Source organism: Streptomyces sp. A012304 (assembly GCF_026008495.1).
Classification (GTDB): domain Bacteria; phylum Actinomycetota; class Actinomycetes; order Streptomycetales; family Streptomycetaceae; genus Streptomyces.
Genome location: NZ_BQUN01000012.1, coordinates 145,018 through 166,300 on the forward strand (window position 1 = coordinate 145,018; position 21,283 = coordinate 166,300).

A 21,283-nucleotide genomic window follows, 5' to 3' on the forward strand; every position below is an offset into this window, starting at 1 on the left:
CCGCACGCGCGCGGGAGCGACACGGAGGTCACGAGGTCCGCCTCAGCGGCGCCTGCCGTACGCGCGCGGGAGGCGGGTCGAACGCAAAGGTCACGACGGCGAGCGCCGGCGGGGCCACTCCCGCACAACACCCCCTCATCCGAACACATGAACCACCCGAGGCGACTCGCCACCTAAATTCGAACAGGCGTAGCATTGCGGCGTGGCTAAGACCTATGACTTTCCCAGCGACCTGCGCGCCGGTCAGGAGGAGCTGCATCAGGTCCGGGCCGAGCTGTCGGCCCTGCTGAAGCGGCTGCCCTGGTCGGTCGAGCCGCTGGACGGTTTCAGTGACGACGGCGGCTGGCGCAAGGTGGAGCGCCCCGCCTCCCCCGGCTGGACGGCGGACGAACAGGCCGAGGTGGAGAAGCTCCGGCGACGGGAGCACGAGCTCGCGGTGTTCGTCTCCTGCCACCGCTTCTGGACGGAGGTCGCGGCGGAGGACCGGGTCGAGGCCCGTATGCGCCTCAAGCACGCCCACGAGGACCCGCGGGGCGAGGAGGAGTGACCGGCACGAGCGGCGAGAGGCCCCCGGAACTCTCCGGGGGCCTCTCGCTCCTCCTGGTGGGCGCGGACGGTTTCGAACCGCCGACATCCTGCTTGTAAGGCAGGCGCTCTACCCCTGAGCTACGCACCCAGGACGAGTCGACAGCCTACCTTGCCCGGGGGACTGCCCCGCAAACCCGTCGGCCCGCGCGGACCGGCCGCGGCGAAGTCGCCGTCAGGAATGTGAACTGACCGGCCCGTGTGTTCGTCCTTAACCGGTGGGAGAATGAACCGGCAGGGCGGATCACAGCACGGGAGAGGGATGTGACGGCGACACCAGCGCAGCCGTATTCGCCGTTGGTGCCGCGCGCACGCCTGAGCGTGCTCGGCGACACCCTCACCCTCGTCGCCCTTCCCCTCGTCGCCGTGCTGGCGCTGCCCGCCGCGTTCGCCGGCGGCGGCACCCGGCGCTGGTTCGGGGGGCGGGCGGAGAGCCAGCGGGCCGAGGCACAGGCGGCGAAGGACGCGGCGGCGGCCGCCTTCTACGAACTGGACACCGCCCAGCGGGATCTGCGCATCTCCATCGAGACGATCACGGCGGTCGACGACACCCCGGCGGCCCGGCGCGCGGTCACCGACTTCGAGGCGATCGGCCGGCGCATCGACGAGGTCAGCCACCAGTACATCGACGCGGTCGACGCCCACGACCTCGACCGCGACGACCTGGAGGCCTCGGCCGCCACGCGGGCGCGTACGGAACTGACCCGCGCCAAGGACGAGCTGGTCCGCGTCAAGCAGGAGCTGGACCGCTTCGCGGACGGTCTCGGACCGCTGCTGGGGAAGGCCGAGACCCAGCTGGCGCGGCTCGCGCCCGCCGTGGAGCGGGCCCGGCAGGCACTGCTGGCCGCGTCGAACGCGCTGGACGCGGTGCGCGACACGGGCCTGCGGGCGGACGACCTCGCGGCCCGGCTGGCGGCGCTCGCGCCGGAGCTGACCAGACTCAACCAGGGCGCGGGGCAGCACGGCGTGCCGCAGACCCTGGAGCGTGCCGAGCGGGTCTCCCGGGAGGCCGAGGCGGTCCGGGCGGAGGCCGAGCGGCTGCCGGAGCGGGCCGCCGAGATCGACCACCGGCTGGTGTCGCTGCGCACCCGGGCGCAGGCGTTGACCACCCGGGCCGGTCAGGTCGAGCCGGTGCTGAGCGAACTGCGCCGGCGGTTCACGGTGGCCTGCTGGCAGGACCTCCAGCACGTCCCCGACCAGGCCGTGGAGCACATACGGCAGGCCGAGGCGAAGCTGGCCGAGGCGCGGGACGCGCGGGACGCCCAGCGCTGGCCGGACGCCACCGCGCTGCTGTCCACGGCACGGGCCCTGCTGAACACCACCGACGAGGCCGTCTCCGCCGCCGGTGACCGCCTGACCAGGCTGAACGCGGTGCAGAAGGACCCTGGGCAGGAGATCGAGCGGACCAGGTTCGCGATCCGGGACGCCCAGCGGCTGGCCATGGCCGGCCGCAACACCCCCGATCCCCGGGACGCCCGCCCGCTGGACGACTCGGTGGCCCGCCTGGAACGCGCGATCGCCACCCTGGAACACCGCCACCCCGACTACTGGCACTTCCTGACCGAGACGGAAGCCGTCCGCCACACGGTGGCCGAGGTCGTCGCGCGGATCCGCGAGGAGCGCGGCGCGGCGGCCCACTGACGGCGCTCCCCGTTGCCCCCGGCGCGCGGCGGGCGGATATTGAGAGGTACGTACGGCCTCCGCCGGCATGTCTCACCTCTGGGAGGCGGAGATGGCGACCCACTCAGTGCGGACCGAACACCGACGGCGGATCAGGATCGACGACCACCTTCCCGTCGACCACCGCCTGAACCTGGTCTACCGGATCGGCGCCGGCCTCATGGGCGTCGGACTGCTCGTCTTCGGGATCTTCGGTGTCATCGACAAGATCGGCTTCTTCGACACCGGCGGGGACCAGGTCTGGGGCCTCAACACCAACGGCGCGCTCAGCTGGCTGTCGATCGCCGTCGGCCTGCTGCTCTTCGTCGGCATGGTGATCGGCAGGAACTTCGCGTCCACCCTGAACATGATCTTCGGCGGCCTGTTCATCCTCAGCGGGTTCCTGAACATGGCCCTGTTGGAGACCGACTACAACTTCCTGGCCTTCGAGATCCAGAACTGCATGCTCAGCTTTGTGATCGGCATCCTGCTGATGGTCTTCGGGATGTACGGCAGGGTCGGTTCGGCCCTGCCGCACGACAACCCCTACTGGCGGGCCCGCCACCCGGACCTGGCCGAGGAGCGGGACCGCGATCGTGAGCGCCGGGAGGAACTCCCGGGCTGATCAGGTGCGGTAGGCGTAGTACAGCGCGTTCGGGTACGACGCGATGATGCTCGACACCGACCTGCTGTAGGTGTTGGTGGAGTGGTACGTCAGGTACGGCACGCCCCGGCTGCGGGACGTGACGATCATGGTGTGGTCCTTCGAGCCGTCCTTGTCGAAGTCCACCTGGAGCACGTCACCGACGTCCATCTGGTAGACGTTCGCGAGGCTGGTCGTCCGCTTGGAGTTCTGGGCGAACCAGGACCACTCGTTGACCCCGATGAACGAGTGCGACTGGATGTCGGCGTTGCCGAACCACTTCGTGTAGTCGTACACGTACCCGGGGACGTGCTTCCAGCCGCCCGCCTTCAGCGCCTGGCTGACGAAGTTGGTGCAGTCGCCGCCCGCGCCCTGCCCGTTGAAGTTCGGGTAGGCCGGGTTGTAGTTGGTCCAGTACTGCTTCGCGTACGTGGCCATCGCGTTGTAGTTCAGACCGCTGGCGGTGAAGTTCTTCGCGTTGGCCGGGCCCGGGAAGGTGGTCGACGCCTTGGGCGCCGAGGGCGTGGTGCTGGTGGTCTTCCCGACCATCGGCGTGACGGACGGCTTGGCCGTCTGGTTCACCGCGAGGCCCTCGTCGGTGTCGCGGATCCCGGTGAGCTGCCAGTCGCCCGTGCGGTCGGCGGTGAACGTCAGCTCGTGCCGGGCCTGGAAGCCGGTGGTCTTCGGCTGGTCGCCGCGGGCCTTGGCGTAGGTCAGGGTCGTGGTCTCGGTGACCGCGACGACCGCCTTGCGGCCCTTCACGCTGGTGGCGTTCAGGGTGACGGTGGTGCTGCCCTTGCTGTACTTCTCGCCGAGCTGCGCGAGCCGGTCCTTGCGCTGGTCCAGGGAGGACAGGGCGGCGTCCTCACTGCGGGCCTGCTTCGAGGACAGCCGGACGTCCCCGGCGAAGCCGTCGGTCAGCGGCTTCGCACGGTCGCCCTGCCCGCCCTCGACAAGAGCGGCCGTACGGTCGGTGAAGACCGCGTCCGCCAGCCGCTGGAAGGTGGCCTTGGTCTTGGCGTCCACCGTCGGGTCGTCGACGACCGCCGCGCCGGCGCTCCAGTTGGGCAGCAGCGCCACACCGGCGACGACCGAGGTGGCTGCCGCGCCGAGTATGGTGGCGCGACGCCGCGTACGGCTCAATTTCCTTGACTTCACTGATGTTTCCCCTCTTGCCCCGGCGGAGGGATGCCGGGGTAGCGCATCTTCGCATGCCATGTGTGGCTGTTGTGAAGGGGGATGCGTTCCTGCGCCGAGGCCGTTACGGGAACGTCATTGCACGACCGTCGACCAGTCCGGCGACTGCGCCGGGTCCAGGGTCCGCAACCGCTCCAGCGTCTCCGGCTTCTGCACATCCATCCAGTCCGCGAGCTCCCTGAAGGACACGCACTTGACGTCCTTCTTGGTGCAGACGTTCTCGATGACGTGGTCCACGGCGTTCATGTAGATGCCGCCGTTCCACTGCTCGAAGTGGTTGCCGATGAACAGCGGGGCACGGCTGCCGTAGTACACCCGGTTGAAGCCCGCCATGTAGGCGTCGATGGTCTCCTGCTGCCACTGCGGGTACTTGGCCGGATCGCCGTCGGTCTCGCCGCCGGTCTGGTTGTAGAGGAAGTTGAAGTCCATGGACAGGGCCTGGATGTCACCGCCGTCGTACGGCAGTCCCTGGAGCGGGAAGTCCCACAGGCCGTCCTTCTTCGCCGGCCAGACCTGGAAGGCGCCCGGGGAGGAGGCGTCGTAGCGCCAGCCGTAGCTCTTGGCCGCCTTGATCAGGTTCGGCTGGCCCTCCAGGCAGGGCGCCCGGCCGCCGGTGACCTCCTTCTTGAAGTCGAAGGGCAGCGGGTCCATGTCGGTGTAGCCGGTGTTGGTCTTCCAGTTCTCCGCGAAGGAGTAGAACTGGTCGATCTCGCTCTTCCACTCCTCGACGCTCCAGTCGCCGCCGCCCTTCTTGCCGCAGAAGTGGCCGTTGAAGTGGGTGCCGATCTCGTGGCCCTCCTCCCACGCCTTGCCGAGCTGCTCCAGCGTGGTGCGGATGTGCTCGTCGGTGGGGAAGCTGATCGCCGAGCTGCCCTTGGGGTGCTGGGGCGGGGAGTAGAGGTCCTTCTTGCTCTTGGGCAGCAGGTAGATGCCCGTGAGGAAGAAGGTCATGTGGGCGTTGTACTTCTTCGACATCTTCCGGTAGTGCGCGAAGAGTTCGTCGTCGCCGCTCAGCGCGCCGTCCCAGGAGAAGACGACGAACTGGGGCGGCTTCTCACCCGGCTTGAGCGGAACGGGCTTGAAGGTGCCCTTCTGCGGACCGGTGTACGAGGTGGAGCCGTCCCCCAGGACCTTGACCTCGCCGTCCCACTCCGGCTCCTGCGTCGCTCTCGCCCCCGCGGCCTTCTTGCCGTCCCCCGAGGACGCGGTCGGCTCGGTGTTGTCCGTGCGGCTCAGCACCAGGTACCCCGCCATCAGGGAGGCGACGACGAGGAACGCCGCCAGGGACAGGAACCCCGGATGTGCGGCGGCGGGACGGCGCGGCTCCCGGGCCTTGCGGCGGCGGCCCGACGGTGACTTCATGTATGGCTCATTCTCGAGGGGTTGGGGACATGCGATGCCGTTCGGTGGTCAGCCGAGCGGGCTCAGGGCGCCGGACCAGATGCCGTACGGGACGCTGTCGTCGGCGGTTCCGGCGACGCCGTTCAGCGGCAGTGGTTCGAGGCTCTTGGACAGATCCATGCGGTAGACGACGACCGCCGTGGACACCGACTTGTGCGTGCCGACGTACCAGGACGCGGTGTCGTCCTCGGTTGTTCCGGCCTTGCCGGCCACCTCCGCACCGGCCGGCGCGGCCGAGGGATGGGCGGTGCGGAAGGCGTCGGTGAGCGCGGAGGTGACCTCCTCGGCCACGTCGGCACCGACCGCGCGGCGCGGGGCGGGCAGGTCCAGGGCGACCTTGGAGCCGTTGTGGGTGATGCGGCGCACCGAGTACGGCTCGGTGTGCTTGCCGGCCGCCGCGAAGGTGGAGTAGCCGCTGGCCATGCGGATGGCGCTGGGCGTGGAGCTGCCCAGGGACAGCGCGGGCACCTGGGCGCCGATGCTGGAGGGCAGCAGGCCCGCCGCCACGGCGGTGGCGCGCACCTTGGCCAGGCCGGTGTCCATGCCGAGCTGCATGAACGGCGTGTTCACCGACAGCTCCATCGCCCGGTGCAGCGAGATCGGACCGTACGACCTGTCACCGTCGTTGCTGGCGGAGACCTTCTTGCCGCTGCGGTCCCAGTACGGCCCCTCCGGGGTGGTCACCGGCACATCGTCGTCGCCGTTGTAGAGGGACTCCCCGGTGACCGGGGCCGCCTCTCCGTCACGGGTCTTGTGCACGCCGTGCTCCAGACCGGCCGCGTACACGAACGGCATGAAGGCCGACCCGGCCGGGACGGTGGTGGCGTTGGACTCGTTGTAGCCCTGCGTACGGTGGTCGGGGCCGCCGTAGACGGCGAGGATCCGTCCGTCGGCGGCCACGGAGGCGGCGCCGTAGTGGGCGGCCTTCGCGTCCTTCGGGTCGTCCTTCAGGGCCTTCTGACGGGCTTTCGTGACGGCGTCGGTGAGCTGCTCCTCACGCTTCTTGTCGAAGGTCGTGTAGATCTGGTAGCCGCCGAGGTCGAAGTCCTTGTCGGAGATCTTCGCGGCCTTCTTCGCGTACTGGGAGGCCAGTTCGACCAGGTAGTCGCTCTGCTCACCGGTGTCGTACAGCGGGTTGCTCTTGAGCGGCTCCGGGAACGTCCTGTAGGTGGCCCGTTCGGCCTTGGACAGCTTGCCGATGTCGACCATCCGGTCGAGGGTCCAGGTCCAGCGTTCCACGGCCCGGGCGCGGTTGGCGCTGTTCAGGGTCGGGTCGTACAGGCCGGCGCCCTTGAGGAGGGCGGCGAGGAAGGCGGCCTCGCTGGCGTTGAGCCGGCTGACGTCCTTGCCGTAGTAGGCCTGGGCGGCGCGCTGGATGCCGTAGGTGCCGCGGCCGAACCAGCTGGTGTTCAGGTAGCCCTCGAGGATGTCGTCCTTGCTCATCTGGTTGTCGAGCTTGAGGGCGATCATCGCCTCGGTGAACTTGCGGCGCAGCGTCTGGTTCTGGTTCAGGTAGACGTTCTTGACGTACTGCTGGGTGATGGTGGAGCCGCCCTGGGTGTCGCCCTGGCCGACGGTGCGGAACAGGGCGCGGGTGATGCCCTTGAAGGAGACGCCGGGGTCGCTGTAGAAGCTGGCGTTCTCCGCGGCGAGCACCGCCCAGCGGACGTCCTCGGGGATGTCCTTCAGCGGCATCGCCTGCCGCTGTACCCAGCCGGTGCGGGCCATGGGCGTGCCGTCCGCCCAGAAGTACACGTTGTCCTGCTGGGTGGCGTAGGTGTTGAGGTTGTCCGGGACGTCGGTGGCCGCGTAGGCGACGACGAGGAACATGGTGCTCAGGCCGAGGCCCCCCAGGACGCCGCCCAGCCACTGCCGCCAGGAGGGCACCCAGCGCCGCCAGCCGGTACGGCCGGGGCGAGGGTACTGCGGGCGCATCCGGCGGACGTACGGCGTGAGGCGTGCGAGCAGCGGGGCGAGAAAGACGGCCAGGGGCGCGAGCCGGGCGCGGAGTGAGGGCCGGGGTGCTTTGCGTCGGTTTCCCGAGGTACGGGGCTTCTCGGATATTCGATGTTCTTCCGTGCCGTCGGGTATGCCCTGTTCGGGTATCCGCAGTTGCATGGTCTCGTCCGCCCGGAATGAGGCGGGGACCTTCAACTGCATGGTGGCGTCCGGCTCCTGGGGCTCCCCCCCCTGCCCCACCTGGGTCACGATGCGTCTCCCTCCGCTCTGATGTGGTGCTCGCGCAGGCAGACGTACAGACGTACGAGGGTCTGACATGGTTGCCGTCGAAGCGGCCGCAAACCCTGAATCCCCCCGACCTCGCGGTTCATCGCGGCACCCTCAAATTACCAGCGCCCTTCGCAATTTCTCCACATAAGAATTCGACAGATGCCAACACCATCGAAACAGTGGGAGTGCCCGGCAGCGCATATGCGGATTAACCTGTCGGCATGCCTCGTTACGAGTACCGCTGCCGGACCTGCGGCGACACCTTCGAACTGAGCCGCCCCATGGCGGAGTCCTCCGCCCCCGCCGACTGCCCCGCCGGCCATGACGACACGGTGAAACTGCTGTCCACCGTGGCTGTCGGCGGCACGGCGAACGCCCCCGCACCCGCGCCCAGGTCGGGCGGGGGCGGGGGCGGCTGCTGCGGCGGAGGGTGCTGCGGCTGACGGCTCATCAGGCCGGTGGGCGGCGTCACATCGGGCGCCGCTTCCCGGCAATGCGTCCGATGTCACATCGCGTCACGTCCGGCTCTACGGCTGGCGGACGCCCTTGAGGAACTCGCGCAGGATGCGCTCACCGGCCAGGACGCCCCGCTCGGGCAGGGCGGTGACCTGCGGCGCCGTCCACGCGGCCTCGGCCAGTTCGCCGTGCCCGGGACGCCAGCCCCGGTCGCCGGCCAGCAGCAGGTCGGCGTCCAGCAGGGAGTCACCGGCCGCCAGGGTCAGCTCGGCGCCGGTGCGGCGGGCCACCTCGCGCACGGCGGCGCTCTTGGTCAGCGGCTTGGGCACGGCGTAGATCTTGCGGCCCTGCAACGACACGGTCCAGCCGCGGTTCTCCGCCCAGACCGCCAGCTCCTTCACCCACTCCTCGGGCAGCAGCTCGCGCTCCACGACCAGGTAGGCGAACAGGTCCTCGGCGATGCGCTGCTTGCGCAGCCACAGCGGGTCGGCGTAGGCCGCCAGGTGGGCCTGCACCTCCGCGAGCGGCGCGCACTCGTCGGCCAGCCGCGCGGTCACGCCCGCGTGCCAGTCCGGGTCGGACACGCCGTCGACCAGCAGATGCCCGCCGTTCGCGGTGATGGCGTACGTCGGCGCCGGGCCCGGGAGATTGATCCGCAGGTACTGCTTGCGGGTGCGGGTGGTCGTCGGCACGAACACCGCCGCGTCCCCGAGGTCGGTCAGCAGCTGCGCCGCGGTCTCCGTCATGTACGACAGGGGCCGGCTCTCGTGCACCTCCACGCACAGCAGCCTCGGCGCCCGCGCGTCCGGCATGGTCAGCGCCAGGGCCGCCGCCGAGTAGATGAGCGTACGGTCCAGGTCGCTCGCCACCAGCACCGGCATCAGACCGCCACCGCCTTGCCGTCGGCGCCGGTCGCGCCGCGCGTGTACTGAGGGTGGATCAGCCCCACACAGGTGTACGGCAGATCGCCGACCTCCTCCACCGGTACCCCTCTCTGCCCGGCGAGCAGCCGGACGTGGTCCAGGTCGGCGCCCGCCCCGGCCCGCGCCAGGATCTTCCAGGGCACCCTGCGCAGCAGCACCCGGGTGGTCTCGCCGACGCCGGGCTTGACGAGGTTCACGTCATGGATGCCGTACTCCTCGCTGATGCGCTCCACCGCTGCCCATCCTTCCCAGGTCGGCGTGCGGTCACTCGCGAGCAGCTCCTTGACGGCCGCGTCCACCGCGTCCGTGACCTCCGGGAAGCGGGCCGAGACGGCGTCCAGGAACACGCCCGAGACGTCCGCGCCGGCGAGTTCCCGGTAGAACTTCGCCCCGTGGTAGTCGTCCGGGCCGACCAGGTCGGCGCGCAGGACGGTCCGTGAGATCAGGCCCGACACCGTGGAGTTGAGGCACGCGGAGGGGATGAGGAAGTCCTCGCGGGTGCCGTAGGTGCGCACGCAGGAGCCGGGGTCGGCGAGGACCGCGATCTCCGGGTCGAAGCCGGCCGCCCCGCCCGCCGCCTCGAACTCCTCGATCGCCACGGCCAGTTCCCGGGTGATCGCGCCCTTGCCGGTCCAGCCGTCGACGAAGACGACGTCCCGCGGGTCGTGGTGCTCGGCCAGCCAGCGCAGCGCGTTGGGGTCGATGCCGCGGCCGCGCACGATGGAGACGGCGTAGTGCGCCAGGTCGAGGCCGTGCCGGTGCTCGGCCCAGCGGCGCATGAGCACGCCGACCGGGGTGCCGGCGCGGGCCAGGGAGACCAGGACGGGCCGGGGCGACCGCTCGGCGATCACGGTCTCGGTCACCACGCCCACCGCCTGCGCCAGCCGCGCCGCGGAGGCCTCCAGAGCCGTGTGGAACAGCTCCTGGTACTGCTCGCTGGGCTGGTATTCCACCGGCAGCGACTCCGCGTAGTGCGCTCCGCCGCTCTGGATGGCCTCCTCGCGCTCCTCGGTCGGCGCCTCCAGCGTCACCTCCGAGAGGTCCTGGAGCAGCCAGCCGACCTCCTGCGGGGCGTACGAGGAGAAGGCGGGGCCTCGGAGGGGCTCGGGCAGCATGGAGGGCCTTTCGGGGACGTACGGCGGCTCGGGCACGTACGACGGGACGACCGCGAGGACGACCTGCGGGGTGTGCGCGGCGAGTTGGGCGAGCAGACCGTCGGGGGCGTGCAGGGCGGGCGTGTCGGCGGTGGAGTCGACGACGGCGACGACCGCGTCGAAGCCGGCGCCCGCGACGTTGTAGGCGTAGCGCTCGCCGGGGCCGTCGGCCGGGTCGTCGTGCGCCGGGAAAACGATTCGGCTGCGTATGGCGTACCCGGGGTCGTCGACCGCGAGGACGGGCGAGCGGGTGGTGGTGGAGAAGCGCACCTCGGCGTCCGGCGCCACCTGCTCCAGCTCACGGGCGAGCCGCAGCGGCGCGTACATCAGCTCCTCGCAGCCGAGCACGAGCACCCGCCGGGCGCCCTCGGGTATCGCCTCGGCGAGGCGGGCGGCCATCGCGGGCAGCGCGGCCTCCAGCCGGTCGCGGTGCGCGGGCGTGAAGCCGTGGCGGCCGCCGTCGGGCAGGCCGCGGGGCCAGCACAGGTCGACGCGGGTGAGACGGCCGTAAGGCGGCGGAACCGGGCCGGCCGCGGACTCGTGCCGCGCGACCAGCTCCTGCCCCTTCTCCAGCACCCCCTCCGGCAGGCGTACGGTGCCCGAGGCCGCCGCCACCAGGTCCACCTTGGCGTCGATCTCCCGCGCGAACCTCTCCAGCCGGCCGGCGTCCGCCGGGGAGCGCATGTCGACCAGGGCGACGACCACGTACCGTCGGCGCGGGTACCGCTCGTGCAGATCCCGGATCGTGTTCATGACCGTGTTGCCGGTGGAGAACTCGTCGTCGACGAGGACCAGCGGGCCGTCGCCGACCAGCAGCGCCGGGTCCTCCGGCAGCAGCAGATGGGACGTGGCGTGCGAGTGCGACTCCTCGAAGCCGCCCGCCGGGGCGACGCCGACCACCGGGCGGCGGGTGGAGTGCAGATAGGGCACCGGGCCGACGCCGTCCGCGACGGAGTGGCCGAGGCCGGTGGCGGTCTCCGCGTAGCCGAGGACGACCGCGTCGGCGGCCCGCTCGCCCAGCAGCTCGCGCACCCGGCGGCCGAGGGCGAAGCCGTGGCCGTACACCACGGACGGCGACTGCGGGACGTGCTTGCCCAGCACGTGGGAGACGAGCAGGTGCGCCCGCTTGGGGTTGCGGCGCAGCGCCAGCCCCAGCAGGTCCGTCAGCCTGTCGTCGCCCACGAGCCGGACCCCGAGCCGCTCGGCGACCCAGCTCCCGGACCAGACCCCGTTGTTCACTGCGTTGTTCATGCGTCCCTATGTCGTGAGGCGATGTCGTGAGGTGGGTTCAGCCGGGAATGCCCGCGGCCAGCAGGTCGACGAAACTGACGTCCTCGTGCGCCACGCCGAAGACCTCCGCGCGCAGCATGGTCCGCTCGGCCCAGGCGCGGTGCGGCTTCACCTCGTTCATCTTGTTCGTGTACGCCGACCTCAGCACTCCCCCGCCGCCGCGCTCCGGCCGCAGGATGTCCGCCGCGTCGCTGTACTCCTCGTGACTGACGACGGACAGCGCGTGCACCGCCGGAACGTGCGAGGGGTGGATGCAGGTCTTGCCCAGCAGGCCGTTGGCGTGGTCGAGGGAGATCTCGCGCAGCAGCCCGTCCATCGCGTGCTCAATCAGCTTCTCACGCAGCTCGACGGCCTGTCCCTCCAGGAAGGGGCTGTGCCGCAGCATCGGCTTGAACATGCGCTCGGGGACCCGGAAGTACTCCCACACCGGTCCCGTCACCGTGAAGCCGCTGCCGTCGGCGCGTCCCAGCATGTTCACCACGTCCGCGATGACGGAGGCGACGATCTGGACGTCGTAGGCGGTCATGTCGGGGGCCCGGCGCAGCCCGTAGGAGGAGCAGAAGTCGGTCACGCCCAGGCGCAGCGCGAGGACCCGGCTGCGGTACTTCTCCACGGCGCGGGCGATGCCCTCCAGGGCGTCCACCCGCGACTCCCGGTACATCAGCTCGGGCGTCTCCAGCACGGGCATGCCGAACAGCCGCCGCCCGCTGGCCGCCTCGGCGCCGGCCAGCGCCTCCAGGAAGGGGATGCCGCGCTCCTCGGTGAACTTCGGGAACACGAAGCCGCTGAGCAGCCGCGCCGCCGGGCCCAGCCGCCGGACCAGGTCGGGGATCTGCTCGGGGGTGCGGACCCGGATGAACAGCAGCGGCACGTCTGCGCCCGGGCGGCCGGCCAGGTCGGTGAACTGGCGGACCAGGTTCTCCTCGCCCTGCGCCACGTCCTCGTCACCGATGGAGTCCTCCAGGCAGAGCACCATCGACACCACGCCACGCCCGGCCTGCTTCAGCACGTCCTCCGCCAGCCGGGGCCGGGTGGCCGGGCTGTAGAGGGTGGCGCCCAGGGCCGCGGAGAGCAGCCGGGCGGGAGAGTCCGCGTCGAACACGCACGGCTCCCGGTGGAAGAGGCGCTGGCGCACCTCAGGGGCGAGGTGCCCGAAATGACGCATACATTCCCCCGTGGCACAAGTGATGGCTATGGATTCGGCAAGGTGGCCGGTAATAGTACGTAGAGACCGATGTCATGGGTGCCCACCGGGCATGAACTTCAGGTAACGCGGACCGGCACAACCGCGTCGGATCCCGTGTACCCGCGTTGTCGTGAGCAGAACGGAGAGGGCAGGATGAGCGCATGACGCACGCCATGCTGAAGGGGTCGAACGTCCCGCTGAAGGCCACCACGGTGCGCGCCGTGCTGCGCTGGACACCCGGGCAGGGGGTCCCGGACGTGGATGCCTCGGCGCTGCTCCTCGGCCCCGACGGTCGTGTGCGCTCCGACGAGGACTTCGTCTTCTACAACCAGCCCCGGCACCCCTCCGGGAAGGTCTGGCGGCTCGGCAAGAAACGGGGCGCCGATGGCCTCACCGATACGATCCAGACAGACCTCACCGGTGTCGAGTCCGACGTCAGCCAGATTCTTCTGGTCGCTTCGGCGGACGGCGTCACCTTCGACCGCGTACGGTCCCTCAGCATCCTGCTGTACGACGCGGCAGCCGCCGACGGCAAACCGCTGGCCACGTTCGACATCCGTCCGGAGACGGGTGAGGAGACGGCGCTGATCTGCGGCGAGCTGTACCGGCGCGGGGAGGGCTGGAAGTTCCGCGCGCTCGGCGAGGGCTACTCCAACGGCCTCAAGGGCCTGGCGACCGACTTCGGCATCTCGGTGGACGAGTCGGAGGAGACGTCCGACTCCACGCCCAGCCGCTCCCAGCCGCTGCCCCCGGAGCAGCCGACGGGGGCCGTGCCGCAGCAGGCCCCGCCGTCCTACGGCTACCCGGCGAACCTGCCGACGTACGGTTACGGCTACCCGGACGCCCAGACCGCCGGGGCGCCGCCCCAGGAGTTCCGTCTGCCGCCGCAGGGGCCGCAGTTCATCGGCCGGTGAGGAAGAGCACGCGGGGGGCGTGAGAGGGGGACCGGGCGAGGGGCGGCGCCCCGGCGGGCGCTACCGCTCCACCTTCGACTTGTATCCCCGGCCCCACTGAAGGCCCCACCCGTACAGGCGGTCCAGCTCGCCCTGGAATCCGTACACGAACCGGACCTCGCGCCGTACCAGGATCTCGTCCTTCACGTTCTCGATCATCACCACCGCGCAGGACCGGGCCTGGGGGTGCCGCTCGTCGAGGCCTATCTCGATGCGCGGCCCGTTGCTCGGGTACAGCGTGACGATGGCGTGGGTACGGTCGAACGCCGGCGTCTGGTCGTAGATGTAGACGAACACCAGCAGCCGTTTGATGGCGTCCCGGTGGTCGAGGTTGACGTACATCGTCTCGCCGGACCCCGACCCGAACCGGTCGTCCCCGGTGAGCTTCACGTACGGCGGGGCGTTGATGTCGCCGAGCAGCCCGCCCAGCGGCTGGACGACGCCCTTGGAGCCGTCGGCCAGTTCGTACAGGCAGCCCAGGTCGAGGTCGACGTTGACCATGCTCTGGCTGTGTCCTATGACCTCCGGGGGGCGCAGCGCCTTGAAGGGGTGGCGCAGCAGGCTCTCCCGCTGGCCGCCGCTGAAGTCGGAGGTGCGCATCCGCCAGGTCAGGTTGATCCGCAGGTGCCCGTTGGCGGCGTCCTGTTTGGTGAGGGAGACCTGGCTGTGCCGTTTGGTCAGTTCGATCGAGTTGGCCGCGTTGCCCGAGTCGAAGTCGGCGGCCCGGCCGGGCCTAAGTCCGTCGAAGAAGCCCATTCCCGCCCCGCACAGAGCGTTCCTCACCGGGAAGGTGATCACACCCCGGACGAGACCTCAGTCTTCTCGTCCGATCCCTCGCCCTTTCCCTCGGCCGCCGCCAGGGCCCTGTTGCGGCGGACGGAGGACCAGAAGGACCAGGCGATCAGGGCGACGCCGATGAGGCCGGTGATGACCTCGTGGATCTCGTACTGGATGGTGACGAGGAGAAGCACGGCGAGGGCGCCGATCGCGTAGTGCGCGCCGTGCTCCAGGTAGACGTAGTCGTCGAGGGTGCCCTGGCGGACCAGGTAGACGGTGAGCGACCGGACGTACATGGCGCCGATACCGAGGCCGAGGGCCATCAGGACGATGTCGTTGGTGATGGCGAAGGCGCCGATCACGCCGTCGAAGGAGAAGGACGCGTCCAGGACCTCCAGGTAGAGGAACATGAAGAACGCGGCCTTGCCGGCCAGGACGACCGCCGACTTGGGCTTGCCCTCGCGCTTGGCCTGCTCCTCGGCCTCGTGCTCGCGCTCCTCCTCCTCTTCGAGCTTGTCCTCGAAGAAGCCGGAGAGCCCGCCCACGATCATGTAGGTGATCAGACCCGCCACACCGGAGATCAGGACCGTCTCCGCCTTGTCGGCGTGGGTGCCGCCGTGCTGGTGCGCGTGCTTGGCGAAGGTCATCGCGGAGATCATCAGCACGATCAGGGCGATGCACACCGACAGCATGTCGATCTTGCCGAGCTTGGCCAGGGGCCGCTCCAGCCAGCCGAGCCACTTGATGTCCCGGTCCTCGAAGATGAAGTCGAGGAAGATCATCAGCAGGAACATGCCACCGAAGGCGGCGATCGACGGGTGGGCGTCCGTCACCAGCTGCTGGTAGCGGTCCTTGTCGGTGAGCGCGAGGTCGACGGCCTCGATCGGGCCCATCGAGGCGCTGACCGCGACGATGACGACGGGGAAGACCAGTCGCATACCGAAGACGGCGATGAGAATGCCGATCGTGAGGAAGATCTTCTGCCAGAAGGCATTCATCTTCTTCAGGATTCCGGCGTTGACGACTGCGTTGTCGAAGGACAGCGAGATCTCGAGGACGGAGAGGATCGCCACGACACCGAAAGCGGTCCACCCCCCGTAGAAGACCGCCGCGACGAGGCCGAGCGCGGTGACCGCGAACGACCAGCCGAAGGTTTTCAGAACCACTGGCTACCCAATCCTGTATGTACGGGTCTCCCCCGCGCCGTACTCGGCTTTACGAAACGTTGACTCCGAAGTCTAGGGCGATGCCCCGCAGACCGGACGCGTACCCCTGCCCTACCGCCCTGAACTTCCATTCCCCCTGGTAGCGATAGAGTTCACCGAAGATCATCGCAGTCTCGGTGGAGGCGTCCTCACTCAGGTCGTAGCGGGCGAGTTCCTGGCCGTCGGCCTGGTTGACGACACGGATGAAGGCGTTGCTGACCTGACCGAAGGTCTGTCCGCGCTCGTCGGCCATGTGGATGGAGACGGGGAAGACGATCTTGTCGCAGTGGGCGGGGACCTTGGAGAGGTCGACCAGGAGCGACTCGTCGTCGCCGTCGCCCTCGCCGGTGAGGTTGTCGCCGGTGTGCTCCACGGAGCCGTCGGGGCTCTTGAGCTGGTTGTAGAAGACGAACCATTCGTCCCCCAGCACCCGCCCGCCGTGGCACAGCAGCGCACTGGCGTCCAGGTCGAAGGGGGCTCCGGTGGTGGAGCGCGCGTCCCAGCCGAGGCCGACCATCACCTGAGTGAGGTTCGGCGCGACCTTGGACAGGGAGACGTTTCCTCCCTTGGCGAGTGTGACGCCCATGATGCTGTCCTCCCCTGGGTCCTGCTTCTTCGGTTGTCCTGCGCGTCCGGCGCCGCCCGTAAACGGTGCGGCGCCGGACGAAATGGTCACACCTCTCAGACGTTGACGCCGAAGTCCTGCGCGATACCGCGCAGGCCCGAGGCGTACCCCTGGCCGATGGCGCGGAACTTCCACTCCACGCCGTGCCGGTAGAGCTCGCCGAAGACCATCGCGGTCTCCGTCGAGGCGTCCTCGCTGAGGTCGTAGCGGGCGATCTCGGCGCCGCCGGCCTGGTTCACGACGCGGATGAACGCGTTGCGCACCTGGCCGAAGGACTGCTGGCGGTTCTCGGCGTCGTAGATCGAGACCGGGAAGACGATCTTCTCGACGTCGGCCGGGACGCCGGCCAGGTCGACCTTGATCTGCTCGTCGTCGCCCTCGCCCTCACCGGTGAGGTTGTCACCGGTGTGCTCGACGGAGCCGTCGGGGCTCTTGAGGTTGTTGAAGAAGACGAAGTGCGCGTCGCTGGCGACCTTGCCCGCGCCGTTCAGCAGCAGCGCGCTCGCGTCCAGGTCGAAGTCGGTGCCGGTCGTGGTGCGCACGTCCCACCCCAGACCGACGATGACCGCGGTCAGGCCCGGGGCCTCCTTGGTCAGTGAAACATTGCCGCCCTTGCTGAGGCTGACTCCCACGAGTCCTCCATTGGTGTCCCGGGGCGCGCGGCCCCGTGATGCGTCGGATATCGGATCAACGAGTCGATCCTAGTGACGGGTTCCCGCCCCCCGCAGGCCCTGGAGCCGAAGAATCACAGGGTGTCGGCATCGGCTCGCCCTCGGGGGCCGGCGGACATCAGAGGGCGTCGAGCGCCTTGACGTACTCGTTCAGGTCGCGGGCGTCCGGCAGGCCGTTGACGACGGTCCAGCGCACCACGCCCTCCTTGTCGATGACGAAGGTGCCGCGCACCGCGCAGCCCTTGTCCTCGGCGAAGACGCCGTAGGCGCGGGAGACCTCGCCGTGCGGCCAGAAGTCGCTCAGCAGCGGGTACTCCAGGCCCTCCTGCTCGGCGAAGACGCGCAGGGTGTGGATGGAGTCGTTGGAGACGGCGAGCAGCTGGGTGTCGCGGTCGGAGAACTGCGGCAGGTTGTCGCGCAGCTCGCACAGCTCGCCGGTGCACACGCCGGTGAAGGCGAAGGGGTAGAACAGCAGAACGACGTTCTTGCTGCCGCGGAAGTCGGACAGCTTGACGGTGGCGCCGTGGTTGTCCTTGAGCTCGAAGTCGGGGGCCTTGTCGCCGACCTGGATCGCCATCTCCTGGATGTCCCTTCGGTGAGGCTGTTCGGGTGGGACCCACCCTACGCAGCGATCACCGCCCGGCATCGGACGGGCTGGCGACGCCAGCCCGTCCGGCGTTCGAAGGGCCGGTGCGGGCGCTCCTTCGGTACGGGGCTACTTCTTGGCCTTGGCCGCCTTGGGGGTCACCAGCCGGCTGCCGCTCCAGTCCTTGCCCACGCTGACGCTCTTGCTGGCCGACAGACCCGCCGTCGTCGCGGCTTCCGAGATGTCGCTCGGCTCCACGTACCCCGCACGGCCGGTCTTCGGCGTGAGGAGGAGGATCGAGCCGCCTTCTTCGATGTACGTGGTGGCGTCCACCAGCGCATCCGTCAGGTCGCCGTCCTCGTCGCGGAACCACAGCACCACGGCGTCGGCCACGTCGTCGTAGTCCTCGTCCACCAGGTCGCTGCCGATGACTTCCTCGATGGACTCGCGGAGCTCCTGATCGACGTCGTCGTCGTAGCCGATCTCCTGGACCACCTGCTCGGGCTGGAACCCCAGCCTGACGGCAGGGCTCGTCCGCTCCTCCGCGTGGTCCGCGGTCGCGCTCACGGGTTGCCTCCTGATCGTTTTTCGGGAATAACTCAGCCACGCGCGTGCGCGAAGCATTGGCCGTAGTCCACACGGGCGGGACCGATCGCGCAAGTACCCGGCGGTTCAGACCGCCGAAACGGTGACGATCCCGGCGGTGTCGGCGCAACTCCTGACACGGTATCCCGTCCGGCAGTGACACACATCACGGCCATCTGCCGGGTTTGCGCGTTTGGGTGCGCGCCAGGGTAGGAGATCCCATGAGTCCCTCGGGTTACCTCTCGGTAGAGATGACGTTTGCCTCCCCGAGGTACACGATGGGGAACGGTGCAGGCATACCGCAGACCCTCGAAAATACGGCCCTCTGACAGGTAAGGAACAGCGTGGCTTCCGGATCCGATCGCAACCCGATCATCATTGGCGGCCTTCCGAGTCAGGTTCCTGACTTCGACCCCGAGGAAACCCAGGAGTGGCTCGACTCCCTCGACGCCGCGATCGACGAGCGCGGCCGGGAGCGGGCCCGCTATCTCATGCTGCGCCTGATCGAGCGGGCCCGCGAGAAGCGCGTGGCCGTGCCCGAGATGCGCAGCACGGACTACGTCAACACGATCCCCACCAAGAGCGAGCCGTTCTTCCCGGGCAACGAGGAGATCGAGCGGAAGATCCTGAACGCCACCCGCTGGAACGCGGCCGTGATGGTCTCGCGCGCCCAGCGCCCGGGCATCGGCGTCGGCGGTCACATCGCCACCTTCGCCTCCTCGGCGTCGCTGTACGACGTGGGCTTCAACCACTTCTTCCGCGGCAAGGACGAGGGCGACGGCGGCGACCAGGTCTTCTTCCAGGGGCACGCCTCGCCGGGCATCTACGCGCGCGCGTTCCTGCTCGACCGGCTCGGCGAGAACAACCTGGACGCGTTCCGCCAGGAGAAGTCGAAGGCGCCGTACGGGCTGTCGTCGTACCCGCATCCGCGGCTGATGCCGGACTTCTGGGAGTTCCCGACCGTGTCGATGGGCCTCGGGCCGATCGGCGCGATCTACCAGGCGCGGATGAACCGCTACATGCACGCGCGCGGGATCGCCGACACCTCCCGCTCGCACGTGTGGGCGTTCCTCGGGGACGGCGAGATGGACGAGCCGGAGTCGCTCGGCCAGCTCACCATCGCCGCCCGTGAGGGCCTGGACAACCTGACCTTCGTCGTCAACTGCAACCTCCAGCGCCTGGACGGCCCGGTGCGCGGCAACGGCAAGGTCATCCAGGAGCTGGAGTCGGTCTTCCGGGGCGCCGGCTGGAACGTGATCAAGCTGATCTGGGACCGCACCTGGGACCCGCTGCTCGCGCAGGACCGGGACGGGATCCTGGTCAACAAGATGAACATCACGCCGGACGGCCAGTTCCAGACGTATGCCACCGAGACCGGCTCCTACATCCGCGAGCATTTCTTCGGGGACGACCAGCGGCTGCGCGCGATGGTCGAGGGCATGACCGACGACCAGATCCTGCACCTGGGGCGCGGCGGTCACGACCACCGGAAGATCTACGCGGCGTACAAGGCGGCCAAGGAGCACCAGGGCCAGCCGACGGTCATCCTCGCCAAGACGATCAAGGGCTGGACCCTGGGGCCCAACTTCGAGGGCCGCAACGCCACGCACCAGATGAAGAAGCTGACGGTCGACGACCTGAAGCGGTTCCGCGACCGGCTGCACCTGCCGATCTCCGACAAGGAGCTGGAGAGCGGGCTCCCGCCGTACTACCACCCGGGGCGGGACTCCGAGGAGATCCAGTACATGCACGACCGGCGCAAGTCGCTCGGCGGGTACGTGCCGACCCGTGTGGTGCGCGCCAAGCCGCTGCCGCTGCCGGACGACAAGACGTACGCGACCGTGAAGAAGGGCTCCGGTCAGCAGTCGATCGCCACCACCATGGCGTTCGTGCGGCTGCTGAAGGACCTCATGCGGGACAAGGAACTCGGCAAGCGGTTCGTACTGATCGCGCCGGACGAGTACCGCACCTTCGGCATGGACTCGTTCTTCCCGAGCGCGAAGATCTACAACCCGCTCGGCCAGCAGTACGAGGCGGTCGACCGGGAGCTGCTGCTCGCGTACAAGGAGTCCCCGACCGGGCAGATGCTGCACGACGGCATCTCCGAGGCCGGCTGCACGGCCTCGCTGGTCGCGGCCGGCTCGGCGTACGCCACGCACGGCGAGCCGCTCGTCCCGGTCTACGTCTTCTACTCGATGTTCGGCTTCCAGCGCACCGGCGACCAGTTCTGGCAGATGGCCGACCAGCTGGCGCGCGGCTTCGTCCTGGGGGCGACCGCCGGCCGTACGACGCTGACCGGTGAGGGCCTCCAGCACGCGGACGGCCACTCGCAGCTGCTGGCGTCCACGAACCCGGGGTGCGTCGCCTACGACCCGGCGTTCGGCTACGAGATCGCGCACATCGTGCAGGACGGTCTGCGGCGGATGTACGGCGAGACCGCCGACGGCAGGCCGGGCGAGGACGTCTTCTACTACCTCACCGTCTACAACGAGCCCATCCAGCACCCGGCCGAGCCGGAGAACGTGGACGTCGAGGGCATCCTCAAGGGCGTCTACCGGTTCAGCGAGGGCACGGCCGGGGCGATCCCGGCGCAGATCATGGCCTCCGGTGTGGCGGTGCCGTGGGCCGTCGAGGCGCAGCGGATCCTCGCCGAGGAGTGGAACGTGAAGGCCGACGTGTGGTCGGCGACCTCCTGGAACGAGCTGCGGCGCGAGGCCGTGAGCTGCGAGGAGCACAACCTGCTGCACCCGGAGGAGGAGCAGCGGGTGCCGTACGTGACGCGGAAGCTGACCGGGGCGCAGGGGCCGTTCATCGCCGTCTCCGACTGGATGCGGTCGGTGCCGGACCAGATCGCGCGCTGGGTGCCGGGCACGTACCAGTCGCTGGGCGCGGACGGGTTCGGCTTCGCGGACACCCGCGGCGCGGCCCGCCGCTTCTTCCACATCGACGCGCAGTCGATCGTGGTGGCGGTGCTGACCGAGCTGGCCAAGGAGGGCAAGGTCGACCGGTCGGCGTTGAAGCAGGCCATCGACCGCTACCAGCTGCTGGACGTCTCGGCGGCGGACCCCGGGGCGGCGGGCGGCGACGCCTAGGCGGCGCGCGGCGGTTCACCGGGGGCGGTGAGGTTCGTACCTCACCGCCCCCGACTCTGCACGAAT

At 69.6% G+C, this 21,283-nt stretch carries 18 protein-coding genes and 1 tRNA gene; 6 read left to right on the forward strand and 13 right to left on the reverse strand.

The window, feature by feature from the left end:
* The first annotated feature begins 202 nt into the window (after positions 1 to 202).
* Positions 203 to 547, forward strand: coding sequence for a hypothetical protein (locus tag ALMP_RS03760; protein WP_264924598.1), 345 nt, complete (start codon positions 203 to 205; stop codon positions 545 to 547).
* Between the two features lie 54 nt (positions 548 to 601).
* On the opposite strand, the gene ALMP_RS03765 is transcribed toward ALMP_RS03760, so the two are convergent.
* Positions 602 to 676: transfer RNA gene (locus ALMP_RS03765), tRNA-Val, on the reverse strand.
* 173 nt (positions 677 to 849) lie between these two features.
* Between ALMP_RS03765 and ALMP_RS03770 the strand changes: the two genes are divergently transcribed.
* Both ALMP_RS03770 and ALMP_RS03775 read left to right on the forward strand, forming a co-directional pair.
* Positions 850 to 2,226 (forward strand): hypothetical protein, encoded by a 1,377-nt coding sequence (locus ALMP_RS03770; RefSeq protein WP_264924600.1) that lies wholly within the window; start codon positions 850 to 852, stop codon positions 2,224 to 2,226.
* 91 nt (positions 2,227 to 2,317) lie between these two features.
* The gene (locus tag ALMP_RS03775) at positions 2,318 to 2,869 is read left to right on the forward strand and encodes a DUF4383 domain-containing protein (RefSeq protein WP_264924601.1); all 552 of its coding nucleotides are present in this window, start codon (positions 2,318 to 2,320) and stop codon (positions 2,867 to 2,869) included.
* On the opposite strand, the gene ALMP_RS03780 is transcribed toward ALMP_RS03775, so the two are convergent.
* The 3 genes from ALMP_RS03780 to ALMP_RS03790 all read right to left on the reverse strand — a co-directional run bounded on the left by ALMP_RS03780 (position 2,870) and on the right by ALMP_RS03790 (position 7,645).
* Entirely contained in the window at positions 2,870 to 4,045 is a 1,176-nt protein-coding gene (locus ALMP_RS03780; protein ID WP_264924603.1) for an amidase domain-containing protein, read from the reverse strand.
* A 114-nt stretch (positions 4,046 to 4,159) separates the two neighbouring features.
* Positions 4,160 to 5,446, reverse strand: coding sequence for a hypothetical protein (locus tag ALMP_RS03785; protein ID WP_264924604.1), 1,287 nt, complete (start codon positions 5,444 to 5,446; stop codon positions 4,160 to 4,162).
* Between the two features lie 48 nt (positions 5,447 to 5,494).
* Entirely contained in the window at positions 5,495 to 7,645 is a 2,151-nt protein-coding gene (locus tag ALMP_RS03790; RefSeq protein ID WP_264924678.1) for a transglycosylase domain-containing protein, read from the reverse strand.
* Positions 7,646 to 7,935: 290 nt separating this feature from the next.
* On the opposite strand from ALMP_RS03790, the gene ALMP_RS03795 reads away from it, so the two are divergent.
* Positions 7,936 to 8,157: a zinc ribbon domain-containing protein gene (locus ALMP_RS03795; RefSeq protein WP_264924606.1), complete on the forward strand. Its 222-nt coding sequence runs from the start codon at positions 7,936 to 7,938 to the stop codon at positions 8,155 to 8,157.
* Between the two features lie 84 nt (positions 8,158 to 8,241).
* Here the strand turns inward: ALMP_RS03795 and ALMP_RS03800 are convergent, their stop codons facing one another.
* Genes ALMP_RS03800 through ALMP_RS03810 form a run of 3 tightly spaced genes read right to left on the reverse strand, consistent with a single transcriptional unit; the run spans position 8,242 to position 12,702 of the window.
* Positions 8,242 to 9,051, reverse strand: coding sequence for an HAD family hydrolase (locus ALMP_RS03800; protein WP_264924607.1), 810 nt, complete (start codon positions 9,049 to 9,051; stop codon positions 8,242 to 8,244).
* Positions 9,051 to 11,498, reverse strand: coding sequence for a phosphoribosyltransferase (locus ALMP_RS03805; protein ID WP_264924608.1), 2,448 nt, complete (start codon positions 11,496 to 11,498; stop codon positions 9,051 to 9,053). The genes ALMP_RS03800 and ALMP_RS03805 overlap by 1 nt, the downstream gene beginning before the upstream one ends.
* 37 nt (positions 11,499 to 11,535) lie before the next feature.
* The gene (locus tag ALMP_RS03810; RefSeq protein WP_264924609.1) at positions 11,536 to 12,702 is read right to left on the reverse strand and encodes an HpcH/HpaI aldolase/citrate lyase family protein; all 1,167 of its coding nucleotides are present in this window, start codon (positions 12,700 to 12,702) and stop codon (positions 11,536 to 11,538) included.
* A 182-nt stretch (positions 12,703 to 12,884) separates the two neighbouring features.
* Between ALMP_RS03810 and ALMP_RS03815 the strand changes: the two genes are divergently transcribed.
* Positions 12,885 to 13,637, forward strand: a complete 753-nt coding sequence (locus tag ALMP_RS03815) for a TerD family protein (RefSeq protein ID WP_264924610.1) — start codon at positions 12,885 to 12,887, stop codon at positions 13,635 to 13,637.
* Positions 13,638 to 13,697: 60 nt separating this feature from the next.
* On the opposite strand, the gene ALMP_RS03820 is transcribed toward ALMP_RS03815, so the two are convergent.
* The 6 genes from ALMP_RS03820 to ALMP_RS03845 all read right to left on the reverse strand — a co-directional run bounded on the left by ALMP_RS03820 (position 13,698) and on the right by ALMP_RS03845 (position 18,107).
* On the reverse strand, positions 13,698 to 14,432 hold the full coding sequence (locus ALMP_RS03820; protein ID WP_264924679.1) for a Tellurium resistance: 735 nt from the start codon (positions 14,430 to 14,432) through the stop codon (positions 13,698 to 13,700).
* A 38-nt stretch (positions 14,433 to 14,470) separates the two neighbouring features.
* Positions 14,471 to 15,619, reverse strand: a complete 1,149-nt coding sequence (locus tag ALMP_RS03825) for a DUF475 domain-containing protein (protein ID WP_264924611.1) — start codon at positions 15,617 to 15,619, stop codon at positions 14,471 to 14,473.
* A 49-nt stretch (positions 15,620 to 15,668) separates the two neighbouring features.
* Entirely contained in the window at positions 15,669 to 16,244 is a 576-nt protein-coding gene (locus tag ALMP_RS03830; protein ID WP_264924612.1) for a TerD family protein, read from the reverse strand.
* 95 nt (positions 16,245 to 16,339) lie between these two features.
* A complete protein-coding gene (locus ALMP_RS03835) occupies positions 16,340 to 16,915 on the reverse strand; it encodes a calcium homeostasis/redox stress adaptation protein (RefSeq protein WP_264924613.1) in 576 nt (191 codons plus the stop codon).
* 157 nt (positions 16,916 to 17,072) lie between these two features.
* Positions 17,073 to 17,531, reverse strand: coding sequence for a peroxiredoxin (locus tag ALMP_RS03840; RefSeq protein ID WP_264924615.1), 459 nt, complete (start codon positions 17,529 to 17,531; stop codon positions 17,073 to 17,075).
* A 138-nt stretch (positions 17,532 to 17,669) separates the two neighbouring features.
* Positions 17,670 to 18,107 carry a DUF3052 domain-containing protein gene (locus tag ALMP_RS03845; protein ID WP_264924616.1) on the reverse strand — a complete coding sequence of 146 codons (438 nt, stop codon included), beginning with the start codon at positions 18,105 to 18,107 and terminating at the stop codon, positions 17,670 to 17,672.
* Positions 18,108 to 18,469: 362 nt separating this feature from the next.
* On the opposite strand from ALMP_RS03845, the gene aceE reads away from it, so the two are divergent.
* The gene (aceE, locus tag ALMP_RS03850) at positions 18,470 to 21,217 is read left to right on the forward strand and encodes a pyruvate dehydrogenase (acetyl-transferring), homodimeric type (RefSeq protein WP_264924617.1); all 2,748 of its coding nucleotides are present in this window, start codon (positions 18,470 to 18,472) and stop codon (positions 21,215 to 21,217) included.
* The last annotated feature ends 66 nt before the right edge of the window (positions 21,218 to 21,283 follow it).